The sequence below is a fragment of the Pseudomonas sp. W15Feb34 genome, assembly GCF_023127765.1.
Taxonomy (GTDB): Bacteria; Pseudomonadota; Gammaproteobacteria; order Pseudomonadales; family Pseudomonadaceae; genus Aquipseudomonas; species Aquipseudomonas synxantha_A.
On record NZ_SPKN01000003.1, the window covers coordinates 50,775 to 75,355 of the forward strand.

The window sequence follows — 24,581 nt, forward strand, 5'->3', positions numbered from 1 at the left end:
CTTGCTCCCGATAGCAGGGTGTCAGTCGATGCATGAGCTGACTGACCCACCGCTATCGGGAGCAAGCCCCCTCCCACATTTGGTTTTGTGTTGTCTTTACTTGCGTTGGAGCAAGCCTGGCAACTGCGCTACCAGTTTCTGGTTGTTCAGCGGCGCTCGGATAAAGCCACGCTGGGTACCATCCGGGCCGATCAGCGCCAGGTTGCCGCTGTGGTCCACGGTGTAGTTCGGCTTGCTGGTATCTGCCGGAATGAAGGGGATGCTCACGGCATTCGAAACCTTCTGCACATCCTCAACATTCGCGCCGGTCAGGCCCTGGAATTGCGGGTCGAAGTAACCCAGGTACTGCTTGAGCTGGGCCGGAGTATCGCGGTTCGGATCGACGCTGACCAAAATCACCTGCAACTTATCCACAGCCTCTTTAGGCAGCTCGCTCTTGATCTGGCGCAGCTGGGCGAGGGTGGTCGGGCAGATGTCCGGGCAGAAGGTGTAGCCGAAGAACAACAGACTCCACTTGCCTTTCAATTCATTGGCCAGCACCGGCTGGCCGTCCTGGTTGGTCATGCTCACTGCGGGCAACTGGCGGCTTTGCGGCAGCAGGATGATGCCCGCGTCGATCAGCGCGGTCGGGTCGCCCTGGCCTTTGCCCGAGAGCACTTTGTTGACGGTCAGGCCCATGATCAACGCCACCAGGGCCACGAGGATGAAGACGGTTTTTTGAGTTCGAGTCATAGGTTCAACAGTAAGTAGTGGTCTACGAGCAGGGCGATAAACAGCAGCAACAAGTACCAGATAGAGTACTTGAACGTGTTGATCGCCGCGTGCGGCTGGCTGCCACGGTACAGCACCCAGGCCCATTGCAGAAAGCGTGCACCCAAAACCAGGGCACAGGCCAGGTAGAGCACGCCACTCATATGGATGACATAGGGCATCAGGCTCACCGCCAGCAAGGCGAAGGTATATAGCAGGATATGCACCTTGGTGTAGTGCTCACCATGGGTGACCGGCAACATGGGGATGTCGGCCTTGGCGTATTCCTCTTTGCGGTGAATGGCCAGCGCCCAGAAGTGCGGCGGGGTCCAGGCGAAGATAATCAGCACCAACAGCAGGGGTTCGGCACTCACATGCCCGGTGACGGCCACCCAACCCAGCAGCGGCGGCGCTGCGCCGGCCAGGCCACCGATGACGATATTTTGCGGCGTCGCCCGCTTGAGAAAACCGGTGTAGATCACCGCGTACCCGAGCAGCGACGCCAATGTCAGCCAGGCCGCCAGGGGGTTGGTGAACGCCAGCAGCAGCGCCAGGCCCGCCACCGCCAGCAACAACGCAAAGGCCAATGCTGCAGCGGGCGATACACGACCCTCAGCCAGTGGCCGCTTATGGGTGCGCGCCATCAGCGCATCAATCCGCCGATCAACCACATGGTTCACCGCCGCCGCGCCGCTTGCACACAGGGCAATGCCCAGGTTACCGAACACCAGCACCGTCCACGGCACGCCAGCGCGAGTGGCCAGGAACATGCCCACCAGCGAGGTGATCAGCATCAGCACCACCACTTTGGGCTTGGTCAGCTCCAGATAGTCACGCCAGATTGCCCGATCGTGACCTGCGCCGATCAGGGTCGCCATGGCATCTCTCCTTTAAGGGTGATCAGGCCTGAGACCTGTTTGCGCGGGATGAACCGCCAACCGAGCGTCAGCGGGGCGCGAACCCGGACCAGGCTCGTGCGGGCGTGGTAATTGACCAGCACCAGGCTCAGCAACAAGGCCGCTCCACCCGCGTTGTGACCCACCGCCACCGGCAGCGGCAGGCCGAACGCCACATTGCTCACACCCAGGCAGATTTGCGCAGCCAGGGCGATCAGCAGCAAGCCCGCCAACCGCGTCATGCCCACTGCACGCAGTTGCCAGGCCAACCCCAATAGCACCAAGGTGACCAGTACCGCGCCGATGCGATGGGTCAGGTGGATCGCCGTGCGCGCCTCGCTATCAAGTTGGCCGCCCAGGTAATTGGGGCCGATATGCTGGGTCAGGTGAAAGCCATTGGCAAAATCCGCCGCCGGCCACCATTGGCCGTGACAGGTCGGTAGGTCGACACAGGCCACGGCCGCGTAGTTGGAACTGACCCAACCGCCCAGCGCGATCTGCCCGATTACCAGTACCAGCCCCGCCGTTGCCCAATATTGCAGGCGCCTGGGCACGATCAGCGCCGGCAGCACGCCGGATAAACGCAGGGTCAGCAAAAACAACAGGCTCAAGGTCGCAAAACCACCCAACAGGTGCCCGGTGACGACTTGTGGCCACAGCTTCAAGGTCACCGTCCACATGCCAAAGGCCGCCTGGGCGAACACCACCACCAATACAAACAATGGCAATTTCACCGGCTGGCCCGGGTCGCGTCGATGGCTCCACGCACGCGCCGCCAGCAGCGCGATCAGCAGACCCAGGGTGCCGGCGAAGTAGCGATGGGTCATTTCTGCCCAGCCCTTATCGGCCTCTACCGGCGTATCCGGAAAATGCAGTTCGGCGTGGGCCAACTGGGCTTCGCTTTGCGGCACGCCGATAAAGCCGTAGCACCCGGGCCAGTCCGGGCAGCCGAGCCCGGCGTGGGTCAGCCGGGTATAGGCACCGAGCAGCACGACGATCAGCGCCAATAAGGTGGCAAACAGCGCGAGGCGAAATCCAGGCTTGGCCATGACGGTGCCCCTATCCGATGTTCGACAGTTTCAGCAGCAGGCGCAGGTCGTTGAGCAAGTCCTTGCCCTTGACCTTGGCGTCGTAGCGCAGCACCAGGTTGCCGTGGGGGTCGACGATCCACAGTTGAGCCTCACCGGGCGCCGCGGCGTTCCTGGCAAAGGTCGACACATCCAGCGGGTAGCGCTGCAGTTGCGGGTACTCAGCCTTGAGCTTGGCCTCATAGTCGGTGCTCAGCGGTTGCGCAGCCGCCAGGGCATGGTTGGCGCGGGACGCATCACGGCCAAGGCTGATTTGCAGTTGGCGCGCCAGGTACACCAGTTGTTGGCAATCGGCGGCGCAGGCGGTGGGTGCGGTGGGTGCGGTGACCAACAGTTGCCACCGACCTTCGCCGGCCTGCACGCCGATATCGGCACGGGTCTGGCCGTTGCCGATCAGTTCACCGTGATAGCTGCGGCTGTCCGGCACCCAGAACTGCAACTTGTACATGAAGGTGGCCAGCGCCATCGGACCGATCACCATCATGAGGATCAAAATCAGCTGCCAGCGCCCTTTGCGCCGGTCCGGCGTTTCAGACGTGCTGGGTGGATTCATGGCCGCTCTCATGGGGCTTCTCCTTTTTGTTGTGCCATCCGAGGTAGAGGTAAAGCACCAGCAGTGCCAGTGCCATGGCGAACCACTGCACTGCGTAGGCCAGGTGTTTTTCCGGGCCCATGGCAACGATAGGCCAGGTGGTTTCGTACGTACCCGGGCCCGCTTCGGCACGCAGTTCGTAGGCAAAGCCGCTGCGCCCCAGCTCGTCCCACAGCGCGGCGGGATGCAGTGCGGTGAGCAAACGTGGCCATTGCGCGCTGGCAGGGTCGGCATGCAGTTGGAAGGTCTCGCCGGGGGCGACGTACACCCAGGCGTCAAGATTCAATGCCTGTTCAGGCGTGGAGAAGGCCGGCGGCGTGCGCCGGTCCGGCCACGGCAACCAGCCGCGATTAAGCAACAGCCACAGGCCGCTAGCCTGGTCCTGAAAGGGTTGCAGCAGCTCGACACCTGCCTTGCCGTCACGCATACGGTTATCCAGCAATATGCTGTGCGCAGCGTCCAATTGCCCGCGAAGATGGACGCGGCGAAAGGCAGGGTCGGCCATATCATTGAGCTGCGCACTGCTGATCGGCTCGGCAGCGCGGCGCTCGGCATAACGCTCCACCAGCAGCTGTTTTTCATGCCCACGGGACAGTTGCCAGAACCCCAGGCTCACCATGAGCGGCAGCAACACCAGCACCACCAGCGTCGGCGCGATACCTGGACGAAAGCGCTGCATGGCACTGGCTATACTGGATCTCATCGCCCCTCCCTCTGTAGCCCTGGAGCCAGACCATGCTCAAAGCAGCCATTGCCCTGATGCTGATCGCGACTGTCGTGAGCCTGTTCAGTGGCCTGTTCTTCCTGGTCAAGGACGAGGGCAACTCCAACCGCCTCGTCACTGCCTTGACCGTGCGTGTGGTACTGGCCGTGATCACCGTGGGCTTGATCGCCTGGGGCTTTTTCAGCGGCCAACTGGTCTCTCATGCGCCTTGGTAATCCGCCTCACAGCACATAAACAAAGAAAAACAACCCGATCCACACCACGTCCACAAAGTGCCAATACCAACTGGCCGCCTCGAAGCCGAACTGGTGCTCGGCGTTGAAATGCCCACGCAGGATGCGCATCAGCATCACGAATAAAATGATGGTGCCGATGGTTACGTGGGCGCCGTGAAAGCCCGTCAGCATGAAGAACGTGGCGCCGTATACCCCTGAACCCAGGGTCAGGCCCAGTTCTTTATAGGCGTGGATGTACTCCTCGGCCTGGAACCCGAGAAACGCCAGGCCCAACAGCACTGTGATCGCCAGCCAGATTTTCAGCGCACCCCGATGGCCTTTACGCAGGGCATGGTGGGCGATGGTGATGGTCACGCTGGAGCTCACCAGCAGGATGGTATTCACCAACGGCAGGCCCCACGGGCTGATGGTGCCTTCAGGCGCAGGATAGAGCTTGGGGTCAGGGTTATTGAGCAAGGGCCAGGCGAACTCGAAGTTCGGCCACAGCATATGCGCAACGCCTTTGGAGCCCTCACCTGCCAGCCATGGCGCCGACATGTGCCGCACATAAAACAACGCACCGAAGAACGCGATAAAGAACATCACCTCCGAAAAGATGAACCAGGTCATGCCCCAGCGAAACGAGCGGTCCATTTGTGCGCTGTACAGCCCGTCGCGACTTTCCTTGATCACAGCACCGAACCAGCCAAACAGCATGTAGGCCAACAACAGGCCGCCGACGAAAAAGATCCACGGCCCGTGGGATTCGGGGCGCGCAGCCTTCAAGTCGTTGAACCACACCGCCAGGCCGTACACGGTGACCAGCAGGCCAATCGTGGCAATTATCGGCCATTTGCTTTGCGCTGGTACGTAGTACGTATCATGAGTCGACATGTATTCGCTCTCCTGATTGAGGGGGCAAACAGTAGCTAGCCCCCGGTCCTCGCGGCCACGGGCGGTTGGCGCGCAGTGATATCGAACAGCGTGTACGCCAGGGTCAAATGCTTCACATCCTTGGGCATCGCGCGGTCGACGATAAAACGCACCGGCATCTCGATGCGCTCACCCGGCTGAAGCACTTGCTGGGTGAAGCAAAAGCATTCGGTCTTGTGGAAATACATGGCCGCTTCGGCCGGGGAAATACTCGGGATCGCCTGGGCGGTCATCGGCTTATTGGTGGGGTTGTAGGCCACGAACAGCATCTCGTTGACCGCCCCCGGGTTGACCACAATCTCATCGGCCTTGGAATGAAATTCCCAGACCATGTCGATGGCGTTGGTGGACAGAAACTGCACCCGAACCTGACGTGAGGGGTCGACCATTTGCTCGCCCTCGTACTGCCCGGCGGTCTTGCCGTTGATGCCGAAGGCCTTGCACATCACGTCGTAGATCGGCACCAGCGCGAAGCCGAAGGCGAACATCGCCAGTACCAGGATCAGCAGGCGGGTGACCAGGCGTTTGATCGGCACGGAGTCAGACATGACACCCACCCAAGGCTGGTGCGCCCCTCCCACATGGACCGCGTTCGCAACACACAGAGGTATTCATTTGACCTCCGGCGGGGTGGTGAAGGTGTGATACGGCGCAGGCGAGGGCACGCTCCATTCCAGGCCCTCGGCGCCATCCCAGGGCTTGGCCGGTGCCGGCGTACCCCCACGGATGCACTTGATGACAATGAACAGGAAGAAGATCTGTGTGGCGCCGAACATAAAGGCACCAATGGACGAAACCATGTTGAAGTCGGCGAATTGCAGGTTGTAGTCCGGCACCCGCCGCGGCATACCCGCCAGCCCTACAAAGTGCATGGGGAAGAACGCCATGTTCATGCCCACGAAAGACAGCCAGAAATGCAACTTGCCCAGGGTTTCGTCGTACATGTGGCCAGTCCATTTCGGCAGCCAGTAGTAGGCCGAAGCGAAGATCCCGAAGATCGCGCCGGGCACCAGTACGTAATGGAAGTGCGCCACCACAAAGTAGGTGTCGTGGTACTGGAAGTCCGCCGGGGCAATCGCCAGCATCAGCCCGGAGAAGCCGCCAATGGTGAACAGGATCACGAAGGCCACCGCAAACAGCATCGGCGTCTCGAACGTCAGCGAGCCCTGCCACATGGTGCTGACCCAGTTGAATACCTTCACCCCCGTGGGCACGGCGATCAGCAGGGTGGCGTACATGAAGAACAACTCACCCACCAGCGGAATGCCCACCACGAACATGTGGTGCGCCCAGACGATGAACGACAGGAACGCGATGCTCGCCGTGGCGTAGACCATCGAGGTGTAGCCAAACAGCGGCTTGCGCGAGAAGGTCGGGATGATCGAGCTGACGGCGCCAAACGCCGGCAGAATCATGATGTACACCTCGGGATGGCCAAAGAACCAGAACACATGCTGGAACAGCACCGGATCACCGCCACCGGCCGCGCTGAAGAAGCTGGTACCGAAGTGGATATCCATCAGCATCATGGTCACGCAGCCCGCCAGCACCGGCATCACCGCGATCAGCAGGAACGCGGTGATCAGCCAGGTCCACACGAACAGCGGCATCTTCATCAAGGTCATGCCGGGGGCACGCAGATTGAGGATGGTGGCGACCACGTTGATCGCGCCCATGATCGAACTGATGCCCATCAGGTGGATGGCAAAGATAAAGAACGTCACGCTTTCCGGCGCATAGGTGGTGGAAAGCGGCGCGTAGAAAGTCCAACCGAAGTTCGGCCCGCCACCGGGGCTGAACAAGGTGGAGACCAGCAGCAGGAACGCCGCCGGCAGCAGCCAGAAGCTGAAATTGTTCATGCGCGGCAGGGCCATGTCCGGCGCGCCGATCATCAGCGGGATCATCCAGTTGGCCAGCCCGACGAAGGCCGGCATCACCGCGCCGAACACCATGATCAGGCCGTGCATGGTGGTCATCTGGTTGAAGAACGCCGGTTGCACGATCTGCAGGCCTGGCTGAAACAGCTCGGCGCGGATCACCATGGCAAACGAGCCACCGAGCAGGAACATGGTGAAGGCAAACCACAGGTACATCGTGCCGATGTCTTTGTGGTTGGTGGTCAGCACCCAGCGCATCAAGCCTTTGGCGGGGCCGTGGGCATGGTCGGCATGACCGTGGTCGATCACAGTGCTCATGGCCGTTCTCCTGCAAGCGAGTGAGCGGGGCGATTCAGGGTATTGGCGTTGAAAGTAGTCATTTGCTTTCGGCCTGTTTCAAAGCCAGCACGTCTTTGGGCGTGACCATGTCGCCTTTGTTATTGCCCCAGGCGTTACGCTCGTAAGTCACCACGGCGGCGATATCCACTTCCGAGAGTTGTTTGCCGAAGGCTGCCATCGCGGTGCCGGGCTTACCGTGGAAGACGATGCCCAGGTGATCGGCGGCGGGGCCGGTGGCGATTTTCGAGCCCTTGAGCGCCGGGAACATCGGCGGCAAACCTTGGCCCTCAGCCTGGTGACAGGCAACGCAGGTGGTGTGATAGACCTTGTCGCCACGGGCCACCAGTTCGTCCAGCGTCCACTCTTTGGAGGTCAGCTCCTTGAGCTTGGCCGCTTCTTCCTTGCGCTCGCCGAGCCAGGTGTCGTAGTCGGCCCGGGACTTGACCTCGACCACGATGGGCATGAAGCCGTGGTCTTTGCCGCAAAGTTCGGCGCACTGGCCGCGGTAGATGCCGGGTTTCTCGACACGGGTCCAAGCCTCGTTGACGAAGCCCGGGATGGCATCGCGCTTGACCGCAAAGGCCGGCACCCACCAGGAGTGGATCACGTCGGCGGCGGTCACCAGAAAGCGCACCTTGGCACCCACCGGCAACACCAGCGGCTGGTCGACTTCCAACAGGTAATGTTCGCCCTTGGTGGCCTGGTTATGAATCTGCTCGGCGGGCGTGGCCAGGTTGCTGAAGAACTCCACATCCTGGCCCAGGTATTTGTAGTGCCACTTCCACTGGTAGCCGGTGACCTGGATATCGATATCCGACTCACTGCTGTCGTAGATGTTGATCAGGGTCTTGGTCGCCGGAATCGCCATGGCCACCAGGATCAGCAGGGGCACGACCGTCCAGAGAATTTCCACCGTGGTGCTCTCGTGGAACTTGGCCGCGACCTGGCCCGTGGATCGCCGGTGCAAAATCATCGACCAGAACATCGCGCCAAACACGACGATGCCGATCACCACACAGATCCAGAAAATGGTCATGTGCAGGTCAAACACGGCGTGACTGACTTCAGTAGCCCCTGGCGCCATATTCGTTGTCCAGGCGGCGTGCGCCTGGCCGAATACCGACCACAACAGGAGGCCCATCCATACGTGTGGATGTCGCGTCATTGCGGGTTCCCCTTTATGTTTCTTGTTATCCCGCCGGTTTGCACCTGCGGCCAAGGGAGCGGCTTCCATACTGCTTACAACCGCCAAGCCTTGCCTGCGCCATGCAGTTGGGCGTCATCAGCTAATTGCGTACAAAACCGAGTATAGACAGCCCTAGCAACCCCGCAATGTGTGGGGGCAAATGAATAGAAACAGACAGACGGACCCCGTAAAATGGGCGGCGGAATCGTTTATCCGACGAACGATGGCATTTCGATATAACGCCTGCCTATAACCATGAAATAATTATGACAAATGCGTCTTAGGCGCTCGTATAAACGAACTACCTTATCCTCTCCCTTTTCCTACGCCTGTTTCACTGGAGCCTTCATGAACACCGCCGCATTGCGCGAGCAGATTTCCCGTGCCCATCAACACGAAGCTAGCACCGGCCAACTTGCCACTCAGTTGGGACAACAATTGCCGCACCTGCACTCGGCCATTTCCCTGGCTGACGGTGATCGCAACATCGTTATGACGCGCTTTGTCACCGCTTACATCGACCTGGTTCCCGATTTGCTGGACGCTGCCAATGACGTGGCCCGCGAGGCCGGAATTGAAAGCCAGATCAAGCCGGTGCTGAAAATCGCCGAACACTTCTTCCTGCAACCCCCCGCAATCCTGGCCGGCCACGAAGGTCTGGACGGCCTGCTGGACGAAGCTTACCTGGCCCATCGCTTGGTGGAGGAGGTCAACGATCTGTATATCAAGCATTTCGGCCAGCCGTTGATTCCGGCGGATACCACCGTGGCCAACGTGATTGCCCATCAATTGATCGGCGAAACATTCGCCAACCAATTGGATGAAGCCGTACACCACGCAGTGGATGAAATGCTCAACGAAGACAGTTTTGCGCTGGAGTCGGTCGAGGCGTACCGCGAGACCCTGAAGAGCCCGAGCACCGAAGCGGCATGGAAGCGCTGGCCGTGCCTGTCGCGCCAGCTTGGGGTTGAGCTGACGCTGGATCAGCCTGCATAAAACTGCCATTTTACGGCGATCAAATGTGGGAGGGGGCTTGCTCCCGATTGGGGTGTATCAGCCAAAGAGATTTTGACTGGTCCACCGCTATCGGGAGCAAGCCCCCTCCCACATTTTTTGATCGGGTTTCGTCAGGTAACGGACGGCGCCGAACCTATTCCCACCGTCGTACGTACCCGACCTTCCAACCGGCGCTTCAAGCCACGCGCCTCGATCACCAGCGTCGAGCCTTTGGCCGCATTGGCCCGCCCCCACTCCTCCAGCAATTCCAGACAAGAGTGGTCGATGTAACTCAAGTTACTCAGCGGCACATGCAACGTGGTCCCCGCAGGCACCGCCGACAGCACCTGAGTCAGCGCCGGCACTTTCAGAAAGGTCGCCGCACCCGTCAAGCGCAGCTCCATCTCCCCCTCTTGAGGCAGGTCGATCAAGCTGACTTTCAGCCGCGAAGCCTTGAACGCCAGTTTGAGCAGCGTAAGTCCGAAGCCCACCAGCACACCGGTCAGCAAGTCGGTGAAGATGATCGCCAGTGCCGTGGCCGCATAGGTGAACATCGGCATCCGCCCGTAACGTCCCAGCGCCTTGAACGCCTTGACGTCCACCAGCTTGATCCCGGTGTACACCAGCACACCCGCCAGGCTCGCGACCGGAATGCTTTGCAGCACGCTCGACAGCAAGAGCACGAAGCCGAGCAACCACAGGCCATGGAACATCGCCGACAAGCGAGTGGTAGCCCCGGCCTGGACGTTGGCCGAGCTGCGCACGATCACGCCGGTCATCGGCAGGGCACCCACCAGGCCGCAGAGCATGTTGCCGACACCTTGGGCAGACAATTCCTTATCGAAATCGGAACGCTGGCCGCTGTGCATACGATCCACCGCTGCGGCAGACAGCAGGGTTTCGGCGCTGGCGATAAACGCTACGGCGAAAGCTGCGATCAACAGCTGTGGGTCAGCCAGGTTGAGCAGATCGCTGGGGCGCAGCCAGTCAATGGCATCCGCGAGATTTTCCGGGACCTCCACGCGCTTGACCTGCAGGGCCAGCACCAGGCTGGTGACGGTCGCCAGCCCCACCCCCAGCAGGGCGCCCGGCACAAAACGCAATTGCCGCGGGCGGAATTTGTCCCACAGGTACATGACCAACATGGTCGACAGACCGAGCAGGCCGGCCTGCCACCCGAGCCCGCCACCCAAGGTCGGAAGCGCTTCAGCCAACGCCGCCGGGAAGCCTGCCAGGTTATCCAGCCCGGATGGCTTGGGCGCCCCATCAAGCATCACATGGATCTGCGAAAGCACAATCAACACGCCGATCCCCGCCAACATGCCGTAGACAACCGCCGGCGCCGTGACACGAAACCAGCAACCCAGGCGCAAACGCCCGGCCACCAGCTGCAGGAAGCCGGCCAGCAGCAGGATCGGCCCCAGCATCATCATGCCGTGTTGGCGCACCAGTTCGAACACCAGTACCGCCAAACCCGCCGCCGGGCCGCTGACTTGCAGCGGCGACCCCGCCAACCAGCCCACCACCAGGCCACCGATGATCCCGGTGATCAGCCCCTTGGCCGGCGGCATACCGGATGCGATCGCAATGCCCATGCACAGCGGCAGGGCAACCAGAAAAACAACCACCGAGGCGAGCAGCTCTCGTGGCAAAACAGCTTTCAATTGAGCAGCACGCATGATGACTCTCCCGAGGCATTCGCCGGGCGCGGTAAAGCCTGGCTGCGTCCATGGCAGCCACCGCGTTACCCGGCAGGGAAGTGTTTTAGAAGCGCGCTTTAGGCGTCGCTGAAGGGATCGGCTCGGTGCCGTTCAGCGGTCGGAACGCCGCTTTGTCCGCATCGTAGGCCCGAATTTCGCTGGTCTCGATGTTGTAGATCCAGCCATGGATAAACAAATGACCATTGGCCATGCGCGAAGCCACGGAAGGGTGGGTGCGCAAATGTTGCAGTTGGGCGATAACGTTTTCTTCGGTCAGCACCGCCATGCTCTCGCCTTCGTTGGCGCAGTCGCAGTTGTCATGGACCATGGTCTTGGCGACCTCGGCGTGACGCAGCCATGCCTTGACCGTCGGCATCTTTTCCAGGCTGTCTGGGTTGAGTACCGCGCGCATCGCGCCGCAGTCGGAGTGCCCGCACACAATGATGTGCTGTACACCAAGGGCAAGCACCGCATACTCGATGGCCGTGGAGACACCACCGTTCATTTGGCCGTAGGGAGGCACCACGTTACCGACGTTACGGGTCACGAACAGGTCGCCCGGGGAGCTTTGGGTAATCAGCTCGGGCACGATGCGCGAGTCGGCGCAGGTAATGAACATTGCCCGCGGGCTCTGGGCCGTGGCAAGTTTCTTGAAGAGTTCTTCCTGCTGAGGGAAGACGTCGTGATGGAAATGCAAAAAACCGTCAACGATGTGTTGCAGCGCTGCATCGGCGGACTCCGCCACAGGGGCTGAAGCCGACGCAGCCAACGGCTGTTTATCCTTGTCACTCATGATTCATCCTCTTGATCAATGCAGGGGAGGGTTCAGGTCAGTTCGACGCCAGGGCGGTGAAATAGTTGTAAAACCACCGCAGAACAGGGCACCGACTCGTCAGTCACTCGCTGAACAAGGTAACCGCTGAAACTTAACTCAAACTGAATGAAACGCTCTAGATCGCGGGTTTCAGTGATATCAAAAGGCGACTATTCCTACGGTAAATTCACCGCCATCTTCTTCAGTTTACAACAATGTCATCTGTCTGCCCGGTGGGCAGAATGCGGTGCAATCCAGGTTGAATCCTTCGCGTCGGTTCAGCCCCAAACGCTTGATCGCCTTGCTGAAGCGTTGAGCCAGCAAATCGGCAAAGGGCCCTTCACCCCGCATGCGCACACCGAAGCGGCTGTCATACACCTCACCACCGCGTACCTGACGCACCAGGCTCATCACATGAGCCGCACGCTGCGGGTAGTGTGCCGCCAGCCACTCCTCGAACAGCGGCGCCACTTCCAACGGCAGGCGCAGCATCATGTACGCCGCGCTTTGCGCACCGGCCGCATGAGCCTCGGTCAGCAGGTTTTCCAGCTCACTGTCGTTGATCATCGGAATCATCGGCGAGCACAACACACCCACCGCAATACCCGCGTCGCGCATCACCCGAATGGCCCGCAACCGCGCCTTGGGCGCCGCCGTGCGTGGCTCCAGGATGCGCTTGAGCTCGTCATCCAGGCTGGTCAGGCTGATCATCACCGCCACCAGGCGCTGACGGGCCAACTCGGTGAGCAGGTCCAGATCACGCAGGATCAGCGAGCCCTTGGTGATGATCGTCACCGGGTGACGGTAGCGTAGCAGCACTTCAAGGGTTTGCCGCGTGATCCTGTATTCGCGTTCGATAGGCTGGTACGGATCGGTGTTAGAGCCCAGGTTGATCGGCGCGCACACATAGCCAGGCTTGGACAGCTGCTGCTCCAGCACATCGGCCGCATTGCTCTTGGCAATCAGCCGGGTCTCGAAGTCGAGCCCCGGGGACATGTCCCAATAGGCATGGCTGGGCCGTGCATAACAATAGATGCACCCATGCTCACAGCCGCGGTAAGGGTTGATCGAGCGATCGAACGGCAAGTCCGGCGAGTTGTTGCGGGTGATGATGGTCTTGGCCGTTTCGATACGCACTTCGGTGCCTTGAGTGGGCGGCACCTCCTGGTACCAGCCATCGTCCTCGGCCACGCTGACCGTAGGTGCAAACCGGTTGTGCAGGTTGGTGGCCGTGCCCCGACCCCGGGGCGGCAGCGCAGTAGTCATGAAAACGCCTCGATACTGTTTTTATATACAGTATCGAGGCGCGGGGTTGCTGACCAGTGCCGTTGGGCGGCTAGAGTGGGATCAGTGCTTTTGCGTCACCTGCCCCAGATCATCGCCCGACGTGGTGCGCATATCGCTTTTGCGCAGGCCTGCCACATCGCTGGCGTTTACCGGCGCCCCTTGGTTGCCCCAGCTGCCACGGATAAAACTGACCACATCGGCCACTTCCTGGTCCGACAGGCGCCAGGCGAATGCCGGCATGGTGAAGGTGGACGGCGCGGTATGCGTCGCCGGCAAGGTGCCGCCGTTCAACACAATGTTGATCAACGACGTGGCGTCCGCCGTCTGCACGACCGGGTTACCCGCCAGCGCCGGGAACACTCGCGTATAGCCATGGCCATCGGTGCGGTGGCAGGCCGCGCAGTTGTCGATATACACCGAGGCGCCCGGCTTGCTGTCATCACCTTTCCAAAGCGCCTCGGCCACCTGCTTGTCGTACTGGTGCGGCTGATCCTTGGGGTCCACCGCCGGCAGGCTCTTGAGGTAACGGGCGATAGCGGTCAAGTCATCTTCTGACATGTACTGCATGCTGTGGACGACAACATCGCTCATACCACCGAACACCGCACTGCGGTCACTGCGACCGGTCTTGAGAAACTGCACCAGTTGCTCTTCGCTCCAGCTGCCGAGGCCGTCCTTGTGGTCGCCACGCAGGCTTTTCGCAATCCAGCCCTCCAACGGCGCGCTGCCGGACAGGAAGTCGTTGCCGTCAGTGGCGCTCAGGGCTTTTTCCTGCATGGTCAGGGCACGCGGCGTATGGCAGGCGCCGCAGTGTCCCAGACCTTCCACCAAGTACGCGCCACGGCTGATCACCGGATCCGCTGCGGCTGGTGACGGTTGCGCCTCGACCGCCGGCGCAAACATCCAGCGCCACGCGGCCAACGGCCAACGCATACTCAAAGGCCAGGGGATATCGCTGTCCTTGTTCTCTTGGGCGACCGGCTCGACGCCCTTCATGAAATACGCATACAGCGCTTGCATATCGCTATCGCTGACACGCGCGTAGGACGGATAGGGCATCGCCGGGTAAAGCGTACTGCCGTTCTTGGCGACGCCATGGCGCACGGCCTTGTCGAAGTCTTCGAAGCTGTAGTCGCCCAGGCCGGTCTTGTCTGGGGTGATGTTGGTGGAGTAGATCACGCCGATGGGTGTTTCCATCGGCAGGCCACCGGCGAAGGGTTTACCGCCTTTGGCGGTGTGGCAAGCCACGCAGTCGCCGGCACGTGCCAGGTATTCACCCTGCTTGATCAAGTCAGATTCCGCAGCGCTCACCGAGCAGCTGCTGAAGAGCGCCAGGGAGGCGATAACGAGTGCTTTCATGGTCATCGCTCCTTATGCCTGAACCAGTGGGCCGGGGTTTTTCAGGTACTGCTCGCGGATTGCTCGAGCTGACCAATAGGTCAAAGCTGCCACCAGGCCGGTAGGGTTATAGCCCAAGCCCTGTGGGAAAGCAGACGCGCCCGGGACGAACACGTTGTGCACATCCCAACACTGCAGGTAGCGGTTCAACGCACTGGTTTTCGGGTCGGTGCCCATGATGGCGCCGCCGTTGAGGTGGGTGGTCTGGTAAGAGGCGGTATTGAAGTGATCACCGACTTTTTTACCCAACACGGCGATGGCCTTGGGGTTCATCGCCTGTGCGACCTTGCCCATTTTCTCGACCATGAAGCGGTTCATCTTGATGTCGTTTTCCTGCCAGTCGAACGTCATGCGCAGCAGCGGCAGGCCGTAGGCATCGCGGTAAACCGGATCCAGATCCAGATAGTTACTCCGGTAGGATTGATGGGCACCGTGGGCATCCATCGACACCTGGTGGGTGTAGTAATCGGCGGTGGCACGCTTCCAGGCGCTGCCCCAGGCCGGCGTGCCCGGCGGGTTGGAAGTACCGGCAATCGGCCGGCTGCCCGCCTGGTTGACCCACATCGGCGAGCCCCCCACGAAGCCGTGGGGGCCGTGGTCGAAGTTGTCGGCGTTGAAGTCGTCGATGGCCACGCCATTGCCGCCCGCGCCAATGAAGTTGTTGGTGTGGGTGTCCTTATCAAAGAACGCCTTGATGGTGCCCATGTTCTGGTAAGCGAAGTTGCGGCCTACCACGCCCTCATTGGTAATCGGGTCGTAGGGTTTGCCGATGCCCGACAGCAACATCAGGCGCACGTTATGGAACTGGAACGCGCCCAGAATCACCAGGTCTGCCGGCTGTTCGCATTCGCGGCCCTGGGCATCGATATAGGTCACGCCAGTGGCTTTTTTCTTGGTGCTGTCGAGGTTGACCTTGAGTACGTGGGAATTGGGCCGCAACTCGAAGTTGGGCACCTGGCGCAGGGCCGGCAGGATGTTCACGTTCGGCGACGCTTTGGAATACATGTAGCACACGTAGCCACTGCAAAAGCCGCAGAAATTGCACGGTCCCATCTGCGCGCCGTAGGGGTTGGTGTATGGCCCCGACGTATTGGCCGACGGCAGGTTGTAAGGCTTGTAACCCACCTCCGTAGCTGCTTTCTGAAACAGTTGTGCGGAGACCGTATTCTTCTGCGCCTCCAACGGGAACGGGTTGGAACGATCCGGCGCGTAAGGGTTGCCCCCACGGCCTTCGCCTACCAACTGACCTTTGACCGTCCAGGCCTGCCCGGAGGTACCGAAGACTTTTTCCGCATAGTCGAAAAACGGCTCCAGCTCTTCATAGCTGACGCCGAAATCCTGGATGGTCATGTCCTTGGGAATGAAGTTCTTCCCGTAGCGTTCCTCGTAATGGCTGCGCATACGCAACTCGATCGGATCGACACGAAAATGCACGCCCGACCAGTGCAGCCCCGCGCCGCCCACGCCATTACCCGGCAGGAACGCACCGAGTTGACGGTTGGGCAAGGCCACATCATTCACACTATGGCGAATGGTTACTGTCTCTTTGGAAATGTCCTGGAACAGCTTCTTACGCACGCTGTAGGTCAATTCGTCGATGACCTGGGGATAGTTGCCGTCCGGATAAGTGTCCTGCATCGGGCCGCGCTCCAGCGCTACCACGTTGAGGCCTGCTTCCGTCAGCTCCTTGGCCATGATCGCGCCGGTCCAGCCAAAGCCTACAATCACCGCATCCACTTTCTTCATGATGGTCGCCACGTTTATGCCCTCTCGCCGCGAATGGAAACAGCCGGGAAGGGGTATTGCTCGTTGCGTTCCACCCAATCCATGAAGTCGGCGCGGGCGCCGGGGAAGCCGATCATGGTCCAGCCGACCATGCCTTTATTGCCGCCATGGATCGGGTCGCAGAAGAAACCTTCCTTGGTGTTTTGCAGCAACAGGTTAAAGAACATCTTTGGCGGCACGGCGTCGAAGTGCGCGGCAACTTCGCTGCCGCCGGCCTCCAGACGGCGTAGCATATCGTCTCGGGTAGCGCTGTCTTGCGCAGCAAAAGCCTTGCCGTTGAACGCTTTCGACCAAGCGTCCGTTGCGGCGATACCCAGGCGATAGATTTCCTTGGGTACCAATTTGCTCTGCCAGCCCATTTCCGGCGGCGCATCGGCGTTGAAGGGACCTTGCATGAACCACAGGGCGCCGCTGGCGTAAGGGGTGTTCATCTGGCGGTCGATATATTCCGGCGCGCCAGCTTCCAGTGCGCCAGGGCCTTGGGCATCAGCCGGAATCAAGCGCTCGACGGCGGCGTTGATGAACGCCCATTCCTCGGCCGTGAAATAGCTCGGCTCATAGGCTTTATCGCTCGTCGCAGGTTTGGCCGGCGCCGCTTGGGCAGGCTCCGGCGTGGCCATCAGCATCGAACCACCCAGGCCGGTGCTGGCAACCGTGACCACCGGGATCAAGGTCAAGGATTTGCGTAGAAAGTCACGCCGGGGGTTGTCTTGATCTTGATCAGACATGGATACACCTCATCATGTGGTCACGGGTTTATCCGCCGCTTCTGGGAGCAGCGTGAAGGCTTGCCAAGCAATGGGATCCAAAAACATAGAACACATTGGCAAACAATAGTTACAAATGATAGCAGGCTAAGAATTGAGAAGAGTCGATTCAGCGAGAAAAACACCGGATCAGATCGGATGAATCACAATTCTTTGACGAAGACCTCACGCGACATTGACCGCCCCTAAGCGAATCTACGGCCCATCAGCCACTTCCTTATTCGGTCACACTGTCCATGTTCAACACACGATTACTGCCTATCCTCGGCTTGGCGGTCATGGCCCTGTTCAACACGCGTCAAGCCCAGGCCGATGACGCGATCTCGATCCGCTCGCCGGAATGGGCCCAACCAGTGGGTGACCAGTACAACCTGCATCAAATGACGCCCACGCTCTATCGCAGCGCATTGCCAGACGGTGATGCACTGCCCATTTTGGAAGAACTCAAGATCGCTACCGTCATCAACTTTTTGCCGGAATCTGATGCGCAGTGGCTTAAATCATCTGATATCAAACAGGTGCAGTTGAGCTATCGCACCAACCATGTCGACGATTCCGACGTGTTGGCGGCGATCAGAGCGATTCAGACAGCAGAAGCAGATGGCCCGGTGTTGATGCACTGCAAGGACGGCGCCGACCGGACTGGCCTGATGGCAGCGATGTATCGGGTGGTGGTTCAGGGATGGAGCAAGGAGGACGCGCTGAACGAGATGACCTTGGGCGGCTTCGGCAGCAGCAATGGCTTCAAGGACGGGGTTCGCTACATGATGAAAGCCGATGTCGACAAGTTGCGTACAGCTTTGGCGAATGGCGATTGCAGCACCAGCGCGTTCGCGTTGTGCTCAATGAAAGACTGGATCACCACAACGGGCCAGGAAGAGAAAAAATTGTAGGCGTGAGCTTACTTGCGAATAACTGAATGACACCGCGTTTACTTAGGGAAACCGCGTTATCGTTAACGTTTTTCGCGAGCAAGCTCGCTCCTACAGTGAGTCCGGTTTAGTCTTTTTTGAGCTTGGGATTGGGGAAGAACTGCACCGCCTGCACTTTTGGATCCGCCGGCGCTTTCAATGCCGATGTATTGACCCGCGTGCCCAACTCCTTGGGCACCGAAAGCCCCTGATCATTCAACGTATCGGTATACCCGCAGGCCACGCATTCGCGGTGCGGCACGCTGTCTTCGGTCCACATTTTCAACTTGTCCGGCTCACTGCACGCCGGGCAGACCGCCCCGGCGATAAATTGCTTTTTGGTAATCACAGGCGCTTCACTCATGCTGCCGCGTCCTCACTCAGGCCGCTGTGGCGCAAGAGTGCGTCAATCGACGGCGCCCGTCCGCGGAAGTCGACGAACAGCACCATCGGCGCCTGGGAACCGCCACGCGCCAGGATCGCTTCGCGAAACGCACGCCCGGTCTGGGCATTGAGCACACCGTCTTCTTCGAACTTGGAGAAGGCATCGGCCGAAAGCACTTCGGCCCATTTGTAGCTGTAGTAACCCGCCGCATAACCACCGGCGAAGATGTGTGCGAAGCTGTTGGGGAAGCGGTTGTAGGCCGGCGGACGCATCACCGAGACTTCATCACGTACACCTTCAAGCACCTGCGCCACGCTGCGGCCATCGCCATGAGTGGCGTGCAGCTCAAAGTCGAACAACGAGAACTCCAGCTGACGCACCATCATCAGGCCGGACTGGAAATTCTTCGCCGCGAGCATTTTTTCCAGCAGATCCTGGGGCAGGGGCTCGCCGGTTTCATAGTGGCCAGAGATCAGCGCCAGGCCCTCGGGCTCCCAGCACCAGTTCTCCATGAATTGGCTCGGCAATTCCACCGCATCCCACGCCACGCCGTTGATCCCGGATACACCGGCGTGCTCGACGCGAGTCAGCAGGTGATGCAGGCCGTGGCCGAATTCGTGGAACAGGGTGGTGACTTCATCGTGGGTCAGCAGCGCAGGCTTGCCGCTGTCGGCTGGCGTGAAGTTGCACACCAGGTTGGCGACCGGGCTTTGCAGCACGCCATCGACGGTGCGACGACGATCGCGGGCACCGTCCATCCAGGCACCGCCACGCTTGTTGGCGCGGGCATACAGGTCGAAGAAGAAGCGCCCGACGTGCTCGCCATTTTCTTTGATTTCAAACAGGCGAACGTCCGGGTGCCAGGTGTCGAAGCCCTTCTGTTCGGCAATCTCGATGCCGTACAGGCGTTGCACAATGGCAAACAGGCCGCCCAGCACCTTGTCGATCGGGAAGTAAGCACGCAGGGCTTCCTGGGACACGCTGTAGCGCTGCTCACGCAATTTTTCGCCATAGAAACCGCTGTCCCAGCTTTGCAGGTCGGCGCAGCCTTGTTCGGCGGCGTAAGCCTTGAGCTGTTGCAGATCCTGTGTGGCGAACGGCTTGCTGCGTTTGGCCAGGTCCCGCAGGAAGCTCAGCACCTGGTCGCTGGAGTCGGCCATCTTGGTCGCCAGGCTCAGCTCGGCGAAGGACGCGTAACCCAACAATTGGGCCAGTTCCTGACGCAGGTCGAGAATCTGTTCCATCACCGGGCCGTTATCGTTCTGACCGGCATTCGGGCCCTGGTCCGACGCACGGGTGCAGTAGGCCGCGTAGACCTCTTCACGCAGGGCGCGGTCCTGGGCATAGGTCATCACGGCGTAATAGCTGGGGAATTCCAGGGTGATCAGCCAGCCGTCGAGGCCCTTGGCCTGGGCGGCGGCAGCCATTTGCGCCTTGGCCGAGTCGGTCAGGCCGGCGAGGGTGGCTTCATCGGTGACGTGCTTGGTCCAGGCCTGGGTAGCGTCCAGCAACTGGTTGGAGAATTTGCTGCCCAGCTCGGAAAGCTTGCTTTGCACTTCGGCGTAGCGCTTTTGCTGCTCCGGCGGCAGGTCGATACCCGACAGGCGGAAATCGCGCAGGGAGTGTTCCAGAATGGTTTTTTGCGCCACGTCGAAACCGGCGGCCTCGGGGCTGTTGGCCAAGGCGTCGAAAGCCTGGAACAGTTCACGGTTCTGGCCCATCTCGGTGGAGTAGGCACTCAAGGCGGGCAGGCAAGCCTCGTAGGCTTCACGCAACTCGGCGCTGTTGCACACTGCATTGAGGTGGCTGACCGGGCTCCAGGCAGCGCCAAGGCGGTCGTTCAGTTCATCCATGGCCAGGACCAGACCGGCCCATGTCGGATTTTTGCCCTGGCTTTGCAGGATGTCTGCGATAGCCACACGGTTGTCGGCGAGGATCTGTTCGATGGCCGGCTGGACGTGCTCGGCACGGATCGCCGAGAACGGCGGCAGGTCGTAGGACTGCAAAAGAGGGTTGTTCGCGCTCACGGTTGGCACCTTGGCTGAAGAAACATGTAAGAACAAAGATGGGGCCATCTTAATTACAATCAACACCCACCGCAGCTATCAGCAGAAGAGAGAGAGGCTATCGTGACCCTTCGCACCTATCAGAACCACACGCCAACCCTGGGCGCCGGGGCTTTTGTCGATATTTCGGCGGTGGTGATCGGCGATGTCGAAATCGGCCCCGACAGCTCGGTTTGGCCGCTGACCGTGATTCGCGGCGACATGCACCGCATCCGCATCGGCGCACGCACCAGTGTGCAGGACGGCTGCGTGTTGCACATTACCCATGCAGGGCCGTTCAATCCTGATGGTTTCCCGCTGCTGATCGGCGACGACGTGACCATCGCCCACAAGGTCATGCTGCATGGTTGCACGGTGGGCAACCGCGTCTTGATCGGCATGAGCAGCATCGTGATGGACGGCGCCGTGGTCGAGGACGACGTGATCATCGGCGCCGGCAGCCTGGTGCCACCCGGCAAGAAACTCGACAGTGGTTTTTTGTATGTGGGCAGCCCGGTTAAACAGGTCCGCGCGCTGACTGACAAGGAGCGCGCCTTTTTCACCTACAGCGCTGCGAACTACGTGAAGCTCAAGGACCTGCACCTGGCAGAAGGATTCGATCAATGACCCTCAACCACCCAACGGTCCTCTTCGACCTGGACGGCACGCTCACCGATCCGCGTGAGGGCATCACCCGTTCGATCCAGTACGCCCTTGGCAAATTGGGCATCGACGAACCTGACCTGACCAAGCTTGAACACTTCATCGGCCCGCCTCTGCTGCAAGCGTTCATGCAGTTCTACGGTTTCGACGAGGCCAAGGCCTGGGAAGCGGTGAATTTCTACCGCGAGCGCTTCAAGGTCACCGGGCTGTATGAAAACCGCGTGTTCGACGGCGTGATGCCATTGCTGGAGGAACTCAACAGCCAAGGGCGCCAACTGTACGTGGCCACCTCCAAGCCATGGGAATTTGCCCGCGAGATTGCGCGGCATTTCGACTTTGCCAAGCACTTCAAGGTGATTTACGGCAGCGAACTGGACGGCACGCGTACCAACAAGGTCGAGTTGATCGCCCACTTGATCCGTGAGGAAGGGCTGGACCCGGCCACAACCTTGATGATCGGTGATCGCAAGCATGACCTGATCGGCGCACGCAGCAATGGGTTGGATTCGGCGGCGGTAGGGTATGGGTTCGGCAGTTTTGAAGAGTTGAGTGCCGAAGCGCCGACCTGGCACTTCGAGACGTTGGACCAGATGCACCAGGCGTTTTTGCAGCGGCCTTGAGACCGCTTTCGCAGGCAAGCCAGCTCCCACAGTTGGCCGATTTTCAACATGAGAATGCGGTCAACTGTGGGAGCTGGCTTGCCTGCGATGAGGCCCTAACGGCCAACCTTCTCCAACTGCCTCAACGCCGCTTTACGCTGCTCCACCGGCAACCCACCCAACTTCTCCACCGCCGCATAAAACCTCACCCAATCCCCACCTTCCTGCGCAAACAACGCCGCAAACGCCGGTACCCACTGGTCATACAACCCAAACGGCAAAAGCCGAGCGTTATTCATCGGCTGGTTGATCCAGGCGTCATAACGCTTGTCACCACCCCATTGGCTATCACGCAGTTGCCGGTATTCGCTGCGCAACTGCTCGAATTGCGCCGCTTTGGCCCGGCGCATCGCGTCCGCTGCCAACGGCTGCGCATACAACGCTTCCAGGCGCTTGCGGGTATCGAGAATGAGTCGGATGAACTGATCACGCTGCTTCAACGCCGCATCGCTGACAGGCGCCAGGCCCCGTGCCGCCCGCCACTGACGGGTGCCTTCCTGCTCGACGAACGTGGCGAATGACTCGTTGAACTCGGTGTCATCCTTCACGTAGAAACGCTGGTGGGCCAGTTCGTGGAAGATCAGAGTCGCGAGGCGCTCATCACCCCAACTCATCATCGAACTCATGATCGGGTCGTTGAACCACCCCAGGGTGGAATAGGCTTCGACGCCACCGATCGACACGTCCATGCCTTGTTGCCGCAACAGCGCCGCCTCGCCACGCGCCGCGCCTTGGTTGTAGTAGCCGCGATAGGCAACGCAACCGGCGATGGGAAAGCAGTGGTTTTCAGGAGCCAGAGAAAATTCCTGCGTGGCGAAGACATTCCAGACCACATAGGGCCGGCCGATATCGGCGTATAACCGGTAGCTTTGATTATCAGGCAGATGCAAGTGCTCACTGGCAAAGGTGCGAGCTTTTTGCGATTGCACGAGATGCTCGCGCAATAGTTGAGGGCGAGTCTGGTCGGCGATAACTTCGGCAACCGGCTCCCGGGCCCGCAATAACTGCCACTGACCGCTCGCCAACTGACTGTAATAACTGACGCTGGAACAACCGCTGAGTAGCACAACCATCAACCCTGGAAGAAAACACCTGATCATGCCCCGACTGCTCCTGGGTGATTTATTCGCCAGACTATCGCGCTTGAACGGGATTTTTCCATGGCGCGGCATGTTTATACTCAAGGCTCTTCTCGCGTTGAGTACCTGCCATGCGTCAGTTTCCATTGCCCGTTGCCGCCCTCCTGCTCAGCGCTTGCACTTCGGCCCCCATCCCGCCTGTCGACCCGCAACAGGCCTGGGTGGATTTCACCACGCCGACGCCGGGCTCCAAATTGGTCATGGCTCAGCGCCTGGACGGGAAAAACCTCAACGACGGGCGCTTCTTCCAAATGCCTCCCGGCCCTCACGAGCTGATGGTGCGCTTTGACTTTGAAGTGCCCGCCGGCGGCGGTTTGGGGGGCCTTAGCCAGATGATGTATCGCACCTGTTTCATGACCCTGCAGTACGACCATTTCCAGGCCGGCCAACGCTATGTGCTCGAAGGTCGCTCGCTGGCGTTCACGCCCAACATCCGGCTGTATGACTCAGCGCGCCAGTTGCTGGCCGAAGAACGCAGCGTCAACTGCATCTGAGTCAGTCGTTGTTTTTCTGATAGATGATGCGCTTCGTACCGTTTTCGCACGAACCGACGATCATGGCGCTGTCATGGTTCTTGGCTTCTTCGGCAGTGATTATTTCCAGGGTGTAGGACGGAATCGCCTTGGCCTGGATCTTCACTTCGATTTCTTTCCTGAGCTCTTCACAATCTTTTGGCGCGGCCACGGCCGAAGTGGCCAATACACCGCAGATGATTGCCAAGGCAAAACGTTTCATGTGTGTAGCTCCCTGAATGCGCTGCGCACGAGTGTGCGCCTAGGCTGCATGGGCTATTCGACCACATTTTACAAACACGAGTTCTGATTTAACGCACAACTGAAAATGTGGGAGCGGGCTTGCTCGCGAATACGGAGTGTCAGTCACCGAGATATCGGCTGATCCACCGCATTCGCGAGCAAGCCCGCTCCCACACAAGAGTACTGCTGTGTCAGTTGACCAGCGTGGCATCCAAGGTGATGGTTGCATTCAGCACTTTGGACACCGGGCACCCTTCCTTGGCCTTTTTGCTCAGCTCATCGAACTGCGCCTGGCTCGCGCCCGGGATCTTGGCTTTAAGGATCAGGTGCACGGCAGTGATCGCAAATCCGCCCTCGACCTGGTCCAGGGTCACTTCGGCCTGGGTATCAATGCTGTCAGCCTTGAGCCCGGCATCGCCGAGAATCATGGAAAACGCCATGGAGAAACAGCCGGCGTGAGCTGCGCCGATAAGCTCCTCAGGGTTGGTGCCCTTGCCGCCTTCGAAACGGGCCTTGAAGCCGTAGGGCGCTTCGCGCAGCACGCCGGTTTCAGTGGATATGGAACCCAGGCCTGTCTTCAGATCACCTTCCCAATGCGCGGATGCCTTTTTAACGATACTCATAGCTTTCTCCTCGAACGGTGGTTTTGCGTCAGTAAGGGTTCTGAGGATAGACCC

26 protein-coding genes are annotated in these 24,581 nt (G+C 60.0%); 6 read left to right on the forward strand and 20 right to left on the reverse strand.

The features are described 5' to 3' along the window. Positions 1 to 96: 96 nt before the first annotated feature. Genes E4O97_RS00965 through E4O97_RS00985 form a run of 5 tightly spaced genes read right to left on the reverse strand, consistent with a single transcriptional unit; the run spans position 97 to position 4,029 of the window. Positions 97 to 732: an SCO family protein gene (locus E4O97_RS00965; protein ID WP_005783433.1), complete on the reverse strand. Its 636-nt coding sequence runs from the start codon at positions 730 to 732 to the stop codon at positions 97 to 99. Further along, positions 729 to 1,628, reverse strand: a complete 900-nt coding sequence (gene cyoE, locus E4O97_RS00970; protein ID WP_078822716.1) for a heme o synthase — start codon at positions 1,626 to 1,628, stop codon at positions 729 to 731. The genes E4O97_RS00965 and cyoE overlap by 4 nt, the downstream gene beginning before the upstream one ends. Further along, positions 1,616 to 2,695 carry a COX15/CtaA family protein gene (locus tag E4O97_RS00975; protein ID WP_078822715.1) on the reverse strand — a complete coding sequence of 360 codons (1,080 nt, stop codon included), beginning with the start codon at positions 2,693 to 2,695 and terminating at the stop codon, positions 1,616 to 1,618. The genes cyoE and E4O97_RS00975 overlap by 13 nt, the downstream gene beginning before the upstream one ends. A 10-nt stretch (positions 2,696 to 2,705) precedes the next feature. Continuing rightward, positions 2,706 to 3,299 (reverse strand): hypothetical protein, encoded by a 594-nt coding sequence (locus tag E4O97_RS00980; protein ID WP_248160759.1) that lies wholly within the window; start codon positions 3,297 to 3,299, stop codon positions 2,706 to 2,708. Further along, a complete protein-coding gene (locus E4O97_RS00985) occupies positions 3,265 to 4,029 on the reverse strand; it encodes an SURF1 family protein (protein ID WP_248160760.1) in 765 nt (254 codons plus the stop codon). Before E4O97_RS00985 ends, E4O97_RS00980 begins: the two co-directional genes overlap by 35 nt. Before the next feature lie 32 nt (positions 4,030 to 4,061). Here E4O97_RS00985 and E4O97_RS00990 point away from each other — a divergent pair, with 32 nt between their 5' ends. Beyond that, positions 4,062 to 4,265: a twin transmembrane helix small protein gene (locus E4O97_RS00990; protein ID WP_032878566.1), complete on the forward strand. Its 204-nt coding sequence runs from the start codon at positions 4,062 to 4,064 to the stop codon at positions 4,263 to 4,265. 6 nt (positions 4,266 to 4,271) lie between these two features. Here the strand turns inward: E4O97_RS00990 and E4O97_RS00995 are convergent, their stop codons facing one another. From E4O97_RS00995 to coxB, 4 genes are all read right to left on the reverse strand, one after another. Then, complete coding sequence (locus E4O97_RS00995; protein ID WP_005783427.1) at positions 4,272 to 5,159, reverse strand: cytochrome c oxidase subunit 3; 888 nt, start codon at positions 5,157 to 5,159, stop codon at positions 4,272 to 4,274. A 35-nt stretch (positions 5,160 to 5,194) separates the two neighbouring features. Beyond that, complete coding sequence (locus tag E4O97_RS01000; RefSeq protein ID WP_078822713.1) at positions 5,195 to 5,746, reverse strand: cytochrome c oxidase assembly protein; 552 nt, start codon at positions 5,744 to 5,746, stop codon at positions 5,195 to 5,197. 63 nt (positions 5,747 to 5,809) lie between these two features. Next, positions 5,810 to 7,393, reverse strand: coding sequence for a cytochrome c oxidase subunit I (gene ctaD / locus E4O97_RS01005; RefSeq protein WP_005783425.1), 1,584 nt, complete (start codon positions 7,391 to 7,393; stop codon positions 5,810 to 5,812). Positions 7,394 to 7,451: 58 nt separating this feature from the next. After that, entirely contained in the window at positions 7,452 to 8,579 is a 1,128-nt protein-coding gene (gene coxB / locus E4O97_RS01010; RefSeq protein WP_005783424.1) for a cytochrome c oxidase subunit II, read from the reverse strand. A gap of 369 nt (positions 8,580 to 8,948) precedes the next feature. On the opposite strand from coxB, the gene E4O97_RS01015 reads away from it, so the two are divergent. Further along, positions 8,949 to 9,596: a hypothetical protein gene (locus E4O97_RS01015; RefSeq protein ID WP_032878569.1), complete on the forward strand. Its 648-nt coding sequence runs from the start codon at positions 8,949 to 8,951 to the stop codon at positions 9,594 to 9,596. 131 nt (positions 9,597 to 9,727) lie between these two features. On the opposite strand, the gene E4O97_RS01020 is transcribed toward E4O97_RS01015, so the two are convergent. The 6 genes from E4O97_RS01020 to E4O97_RS01045 all read right to left on the reverse strand — a co-directional run bounded on the left by E4O97_RS01020 (position 9,728) and on the right by E4O97_RS01045 (position 17,308). After that, positions 9,728 to 11,275: a SulP family inorganic anion transporter gene (locus E4O97_RS01020; RefSeq protein ID WP_248160761.1), complete on the reverse strand. Its 1,548-nt coding sequence runs from the start codon at positions 11,273 to 11,275 to the stop codon at positions 9,728 to 9,730. An 85-nt stretch (positions 11,276 to 11,360) separates the two neighbouring features. Then, complete coding sequence (locus E4O97_RS01025; protein ID WP_005783421.1) at positions 11,361 to 12,089, reverse strand: carbonic anhydrase; 729 nt, start codon at positions 12,087 to 12,089, stop codon at positions 11,361 to 11,363. A gap of 228 nt (positions 12,090 to 12,317) precedes the next feature. Beyond that, complete coding sequence (locus E4O97_RS01030; protein WP_032878571.1) at positions 12,318 to 13,376, reverse strand: PA0069 family radical SAM protein; 1,059 nt, start codon at positions 13,374 to 13,376, stop codon at positions 12,318 to 12,320. Between the two features lie 81 nt (positions 13,377 to 13,457). Further along, entirely contained in the window at positions 13,458 to 14,756 is a 1,299-nt protein-coding gene (locus E4O97_RS01035) for a cytochrome c (protein ID WP_103734084.1), read from the reverse strand. Positions 14,757 to 14,768: 12 nt separating this feature from the next. Next, positions 14,769 to 16,553, reverse strand: a complete 1,785-nt coding sequence (locus E4O97_RS01040; protein ID WP_005783418.1) for a GMC family oxidoreductase — start codon at positions 16,551 to 16,553, stop codon at positions 14,769 to 14,771. Between the two features lie 2 nt (positions 16,554 to 16,555). Next, positions 16,556 to 17,308: a gluconate 2-dehydrogenase subunit 3 family protein gene (locus E4O97_RS01045; RefSeq protein WP_032878573.1), complete on the reverse strand. Its 753-nt coding sequence runs from the start codon at positions 17,306 to 17,308 to the stop codon at positions 16,556 to 16,558. Between the two features lie 275 nt (positions 17,309 to 17,583). Between E4O97_RS01045 and E4O97_RS01050 the strand changes: the two genes are divergently transcribed. Then, complete coding sequence (locus tag E4O97_RS01050) at positions 17,584 to 18,240, forward strand: dual specificity protein phosphatase family protein (protein ID WP_248160762.1); 657 nt, start codon at positions 17,584 to 17,586, stop codon at positions 18,238 to 18,240. Between the two features lie 106 nt (positions 18,241 to 18,346). On the opposite strand, the gene E4O97_RS01055 is transcribed toward E4O97_RS01050, so the two are convergent. Together E4O97_RS01055 and prlC are read right to left on the reverse strand one after the other, a co-directional pair. Next, positions 18,347 to 18,622 (reverse strand): YheV family putative zinc ribbon protein, encoded by a 276-nt coding sequence (locus E4O97_RS01055; RefSeq protein WP_032878575.1) that lies wholly within the window; start codon positions 18,620 to 18,622, stop codon positions 18,347 to 18,349. Beyond that, the gene (gene prlC, locus E4O97_RS01060) at positions 18,619 to 20,670 is read right to left on the reverse strand and encodes an oligopeptidase A (RefSeq protein ID WP_032878576.1); all 2,052 of its coding nucleotides are present in this window, start codon (positions 20,668 to 20,670) and stop codon (positions 18,619 to 18,621) included. The genes E4O97_RS01055 and prlC overlap by 4 nt, the downstream gene beginning before the upstream one ends. Positions 20,671 to 20,772: 102 nt before the next feature. Here prlC and E4O97_RS01065 point away from each other — a divergent pair, with 102 nt between their 5' ends. After that, positions 20,773 to 21,315, forward strand: coding sequence for a gamma carbonic anhydrase family protein (locus tag E4O97_RS01065; protein WP_005783413.1), 543 nt, complete (start codon positions 20,773 to 20,775; stop codon positions 21,313 to 21,315). Next, entirely contained in the window at positions 21,312 to 21,971 is a 660-nt protein-coding gene (locus E4O97_RS01070; RefSeq protein WP_248133095.1) for an HAD family hydrolase, read from the forward strand. The genes E4O97_RS01065 and E4O97_RS01070 overlap by 4 nt, the downstream gene beginning before the upstream one ends. Before the next feature lie 95 nt (positions 21,972 to 22,066). Here E4O97_RS01070 and E4O97_RS01075 read toward each other — a convergent pair whose 3' ends face one another. Continuing rightward, positions 22,067 to 23,110 (reverse strand): aminopeptidase, encoded by a 1,044-nt coding sequence (locus E4O97_RS01075; protein ID WP_032878578.1) that lies wholly within the window; start codon positions 23,108 to 23,110, stop codon positions 22,067 to 22,069. Between the two features lie 110 nt (positions 23,111 to 23,220). On the opposite strand from E4O97_RS01075, the gene E4O97_RS01080 reads away from it, so the two are divergent. Beyond that, positions 23,221 to 23,643, forward strand: a complete 423-nt coding sequence (locus E4O97_RS01080; RefSeq protein WP_005783410.1) for a hypothetical protein — start codon at positions 23,221 to 23,223, stop codon at positions 23,641 to 23,643. Between the two features lies 1 nt (position 23,644). Here the strand turns inward: E4O97_RS01080 and E4O97_RS01085 are convergent, their stop codons facing one another. After that, positions 23,645 to 23,884, reverse strand: a complete 240-nt coding sequence (locus tag E4O97_RS01085; RefSeq protein WP_016969660.1) for a DUF1161 domain-containing protein — start codon at positions 23,882 to 23,884, stop codon at positions 23,645 to 23,647. 211 nt (positions 23,885 to 24,095) lie between these two features. Next, complete coding sequence (locus E4O97_RS01090; RefSeq protein ID WP_003187311.1) at positions 24,096 to 24,527, reverse strand: OsmC family protein; 432 nt, start codon at positions 24,525 to 24,527, stop codon at positions 24,096 to 24,098. Positions 24,528 to 24,581 lie beyond the last annotated feature (54 nt).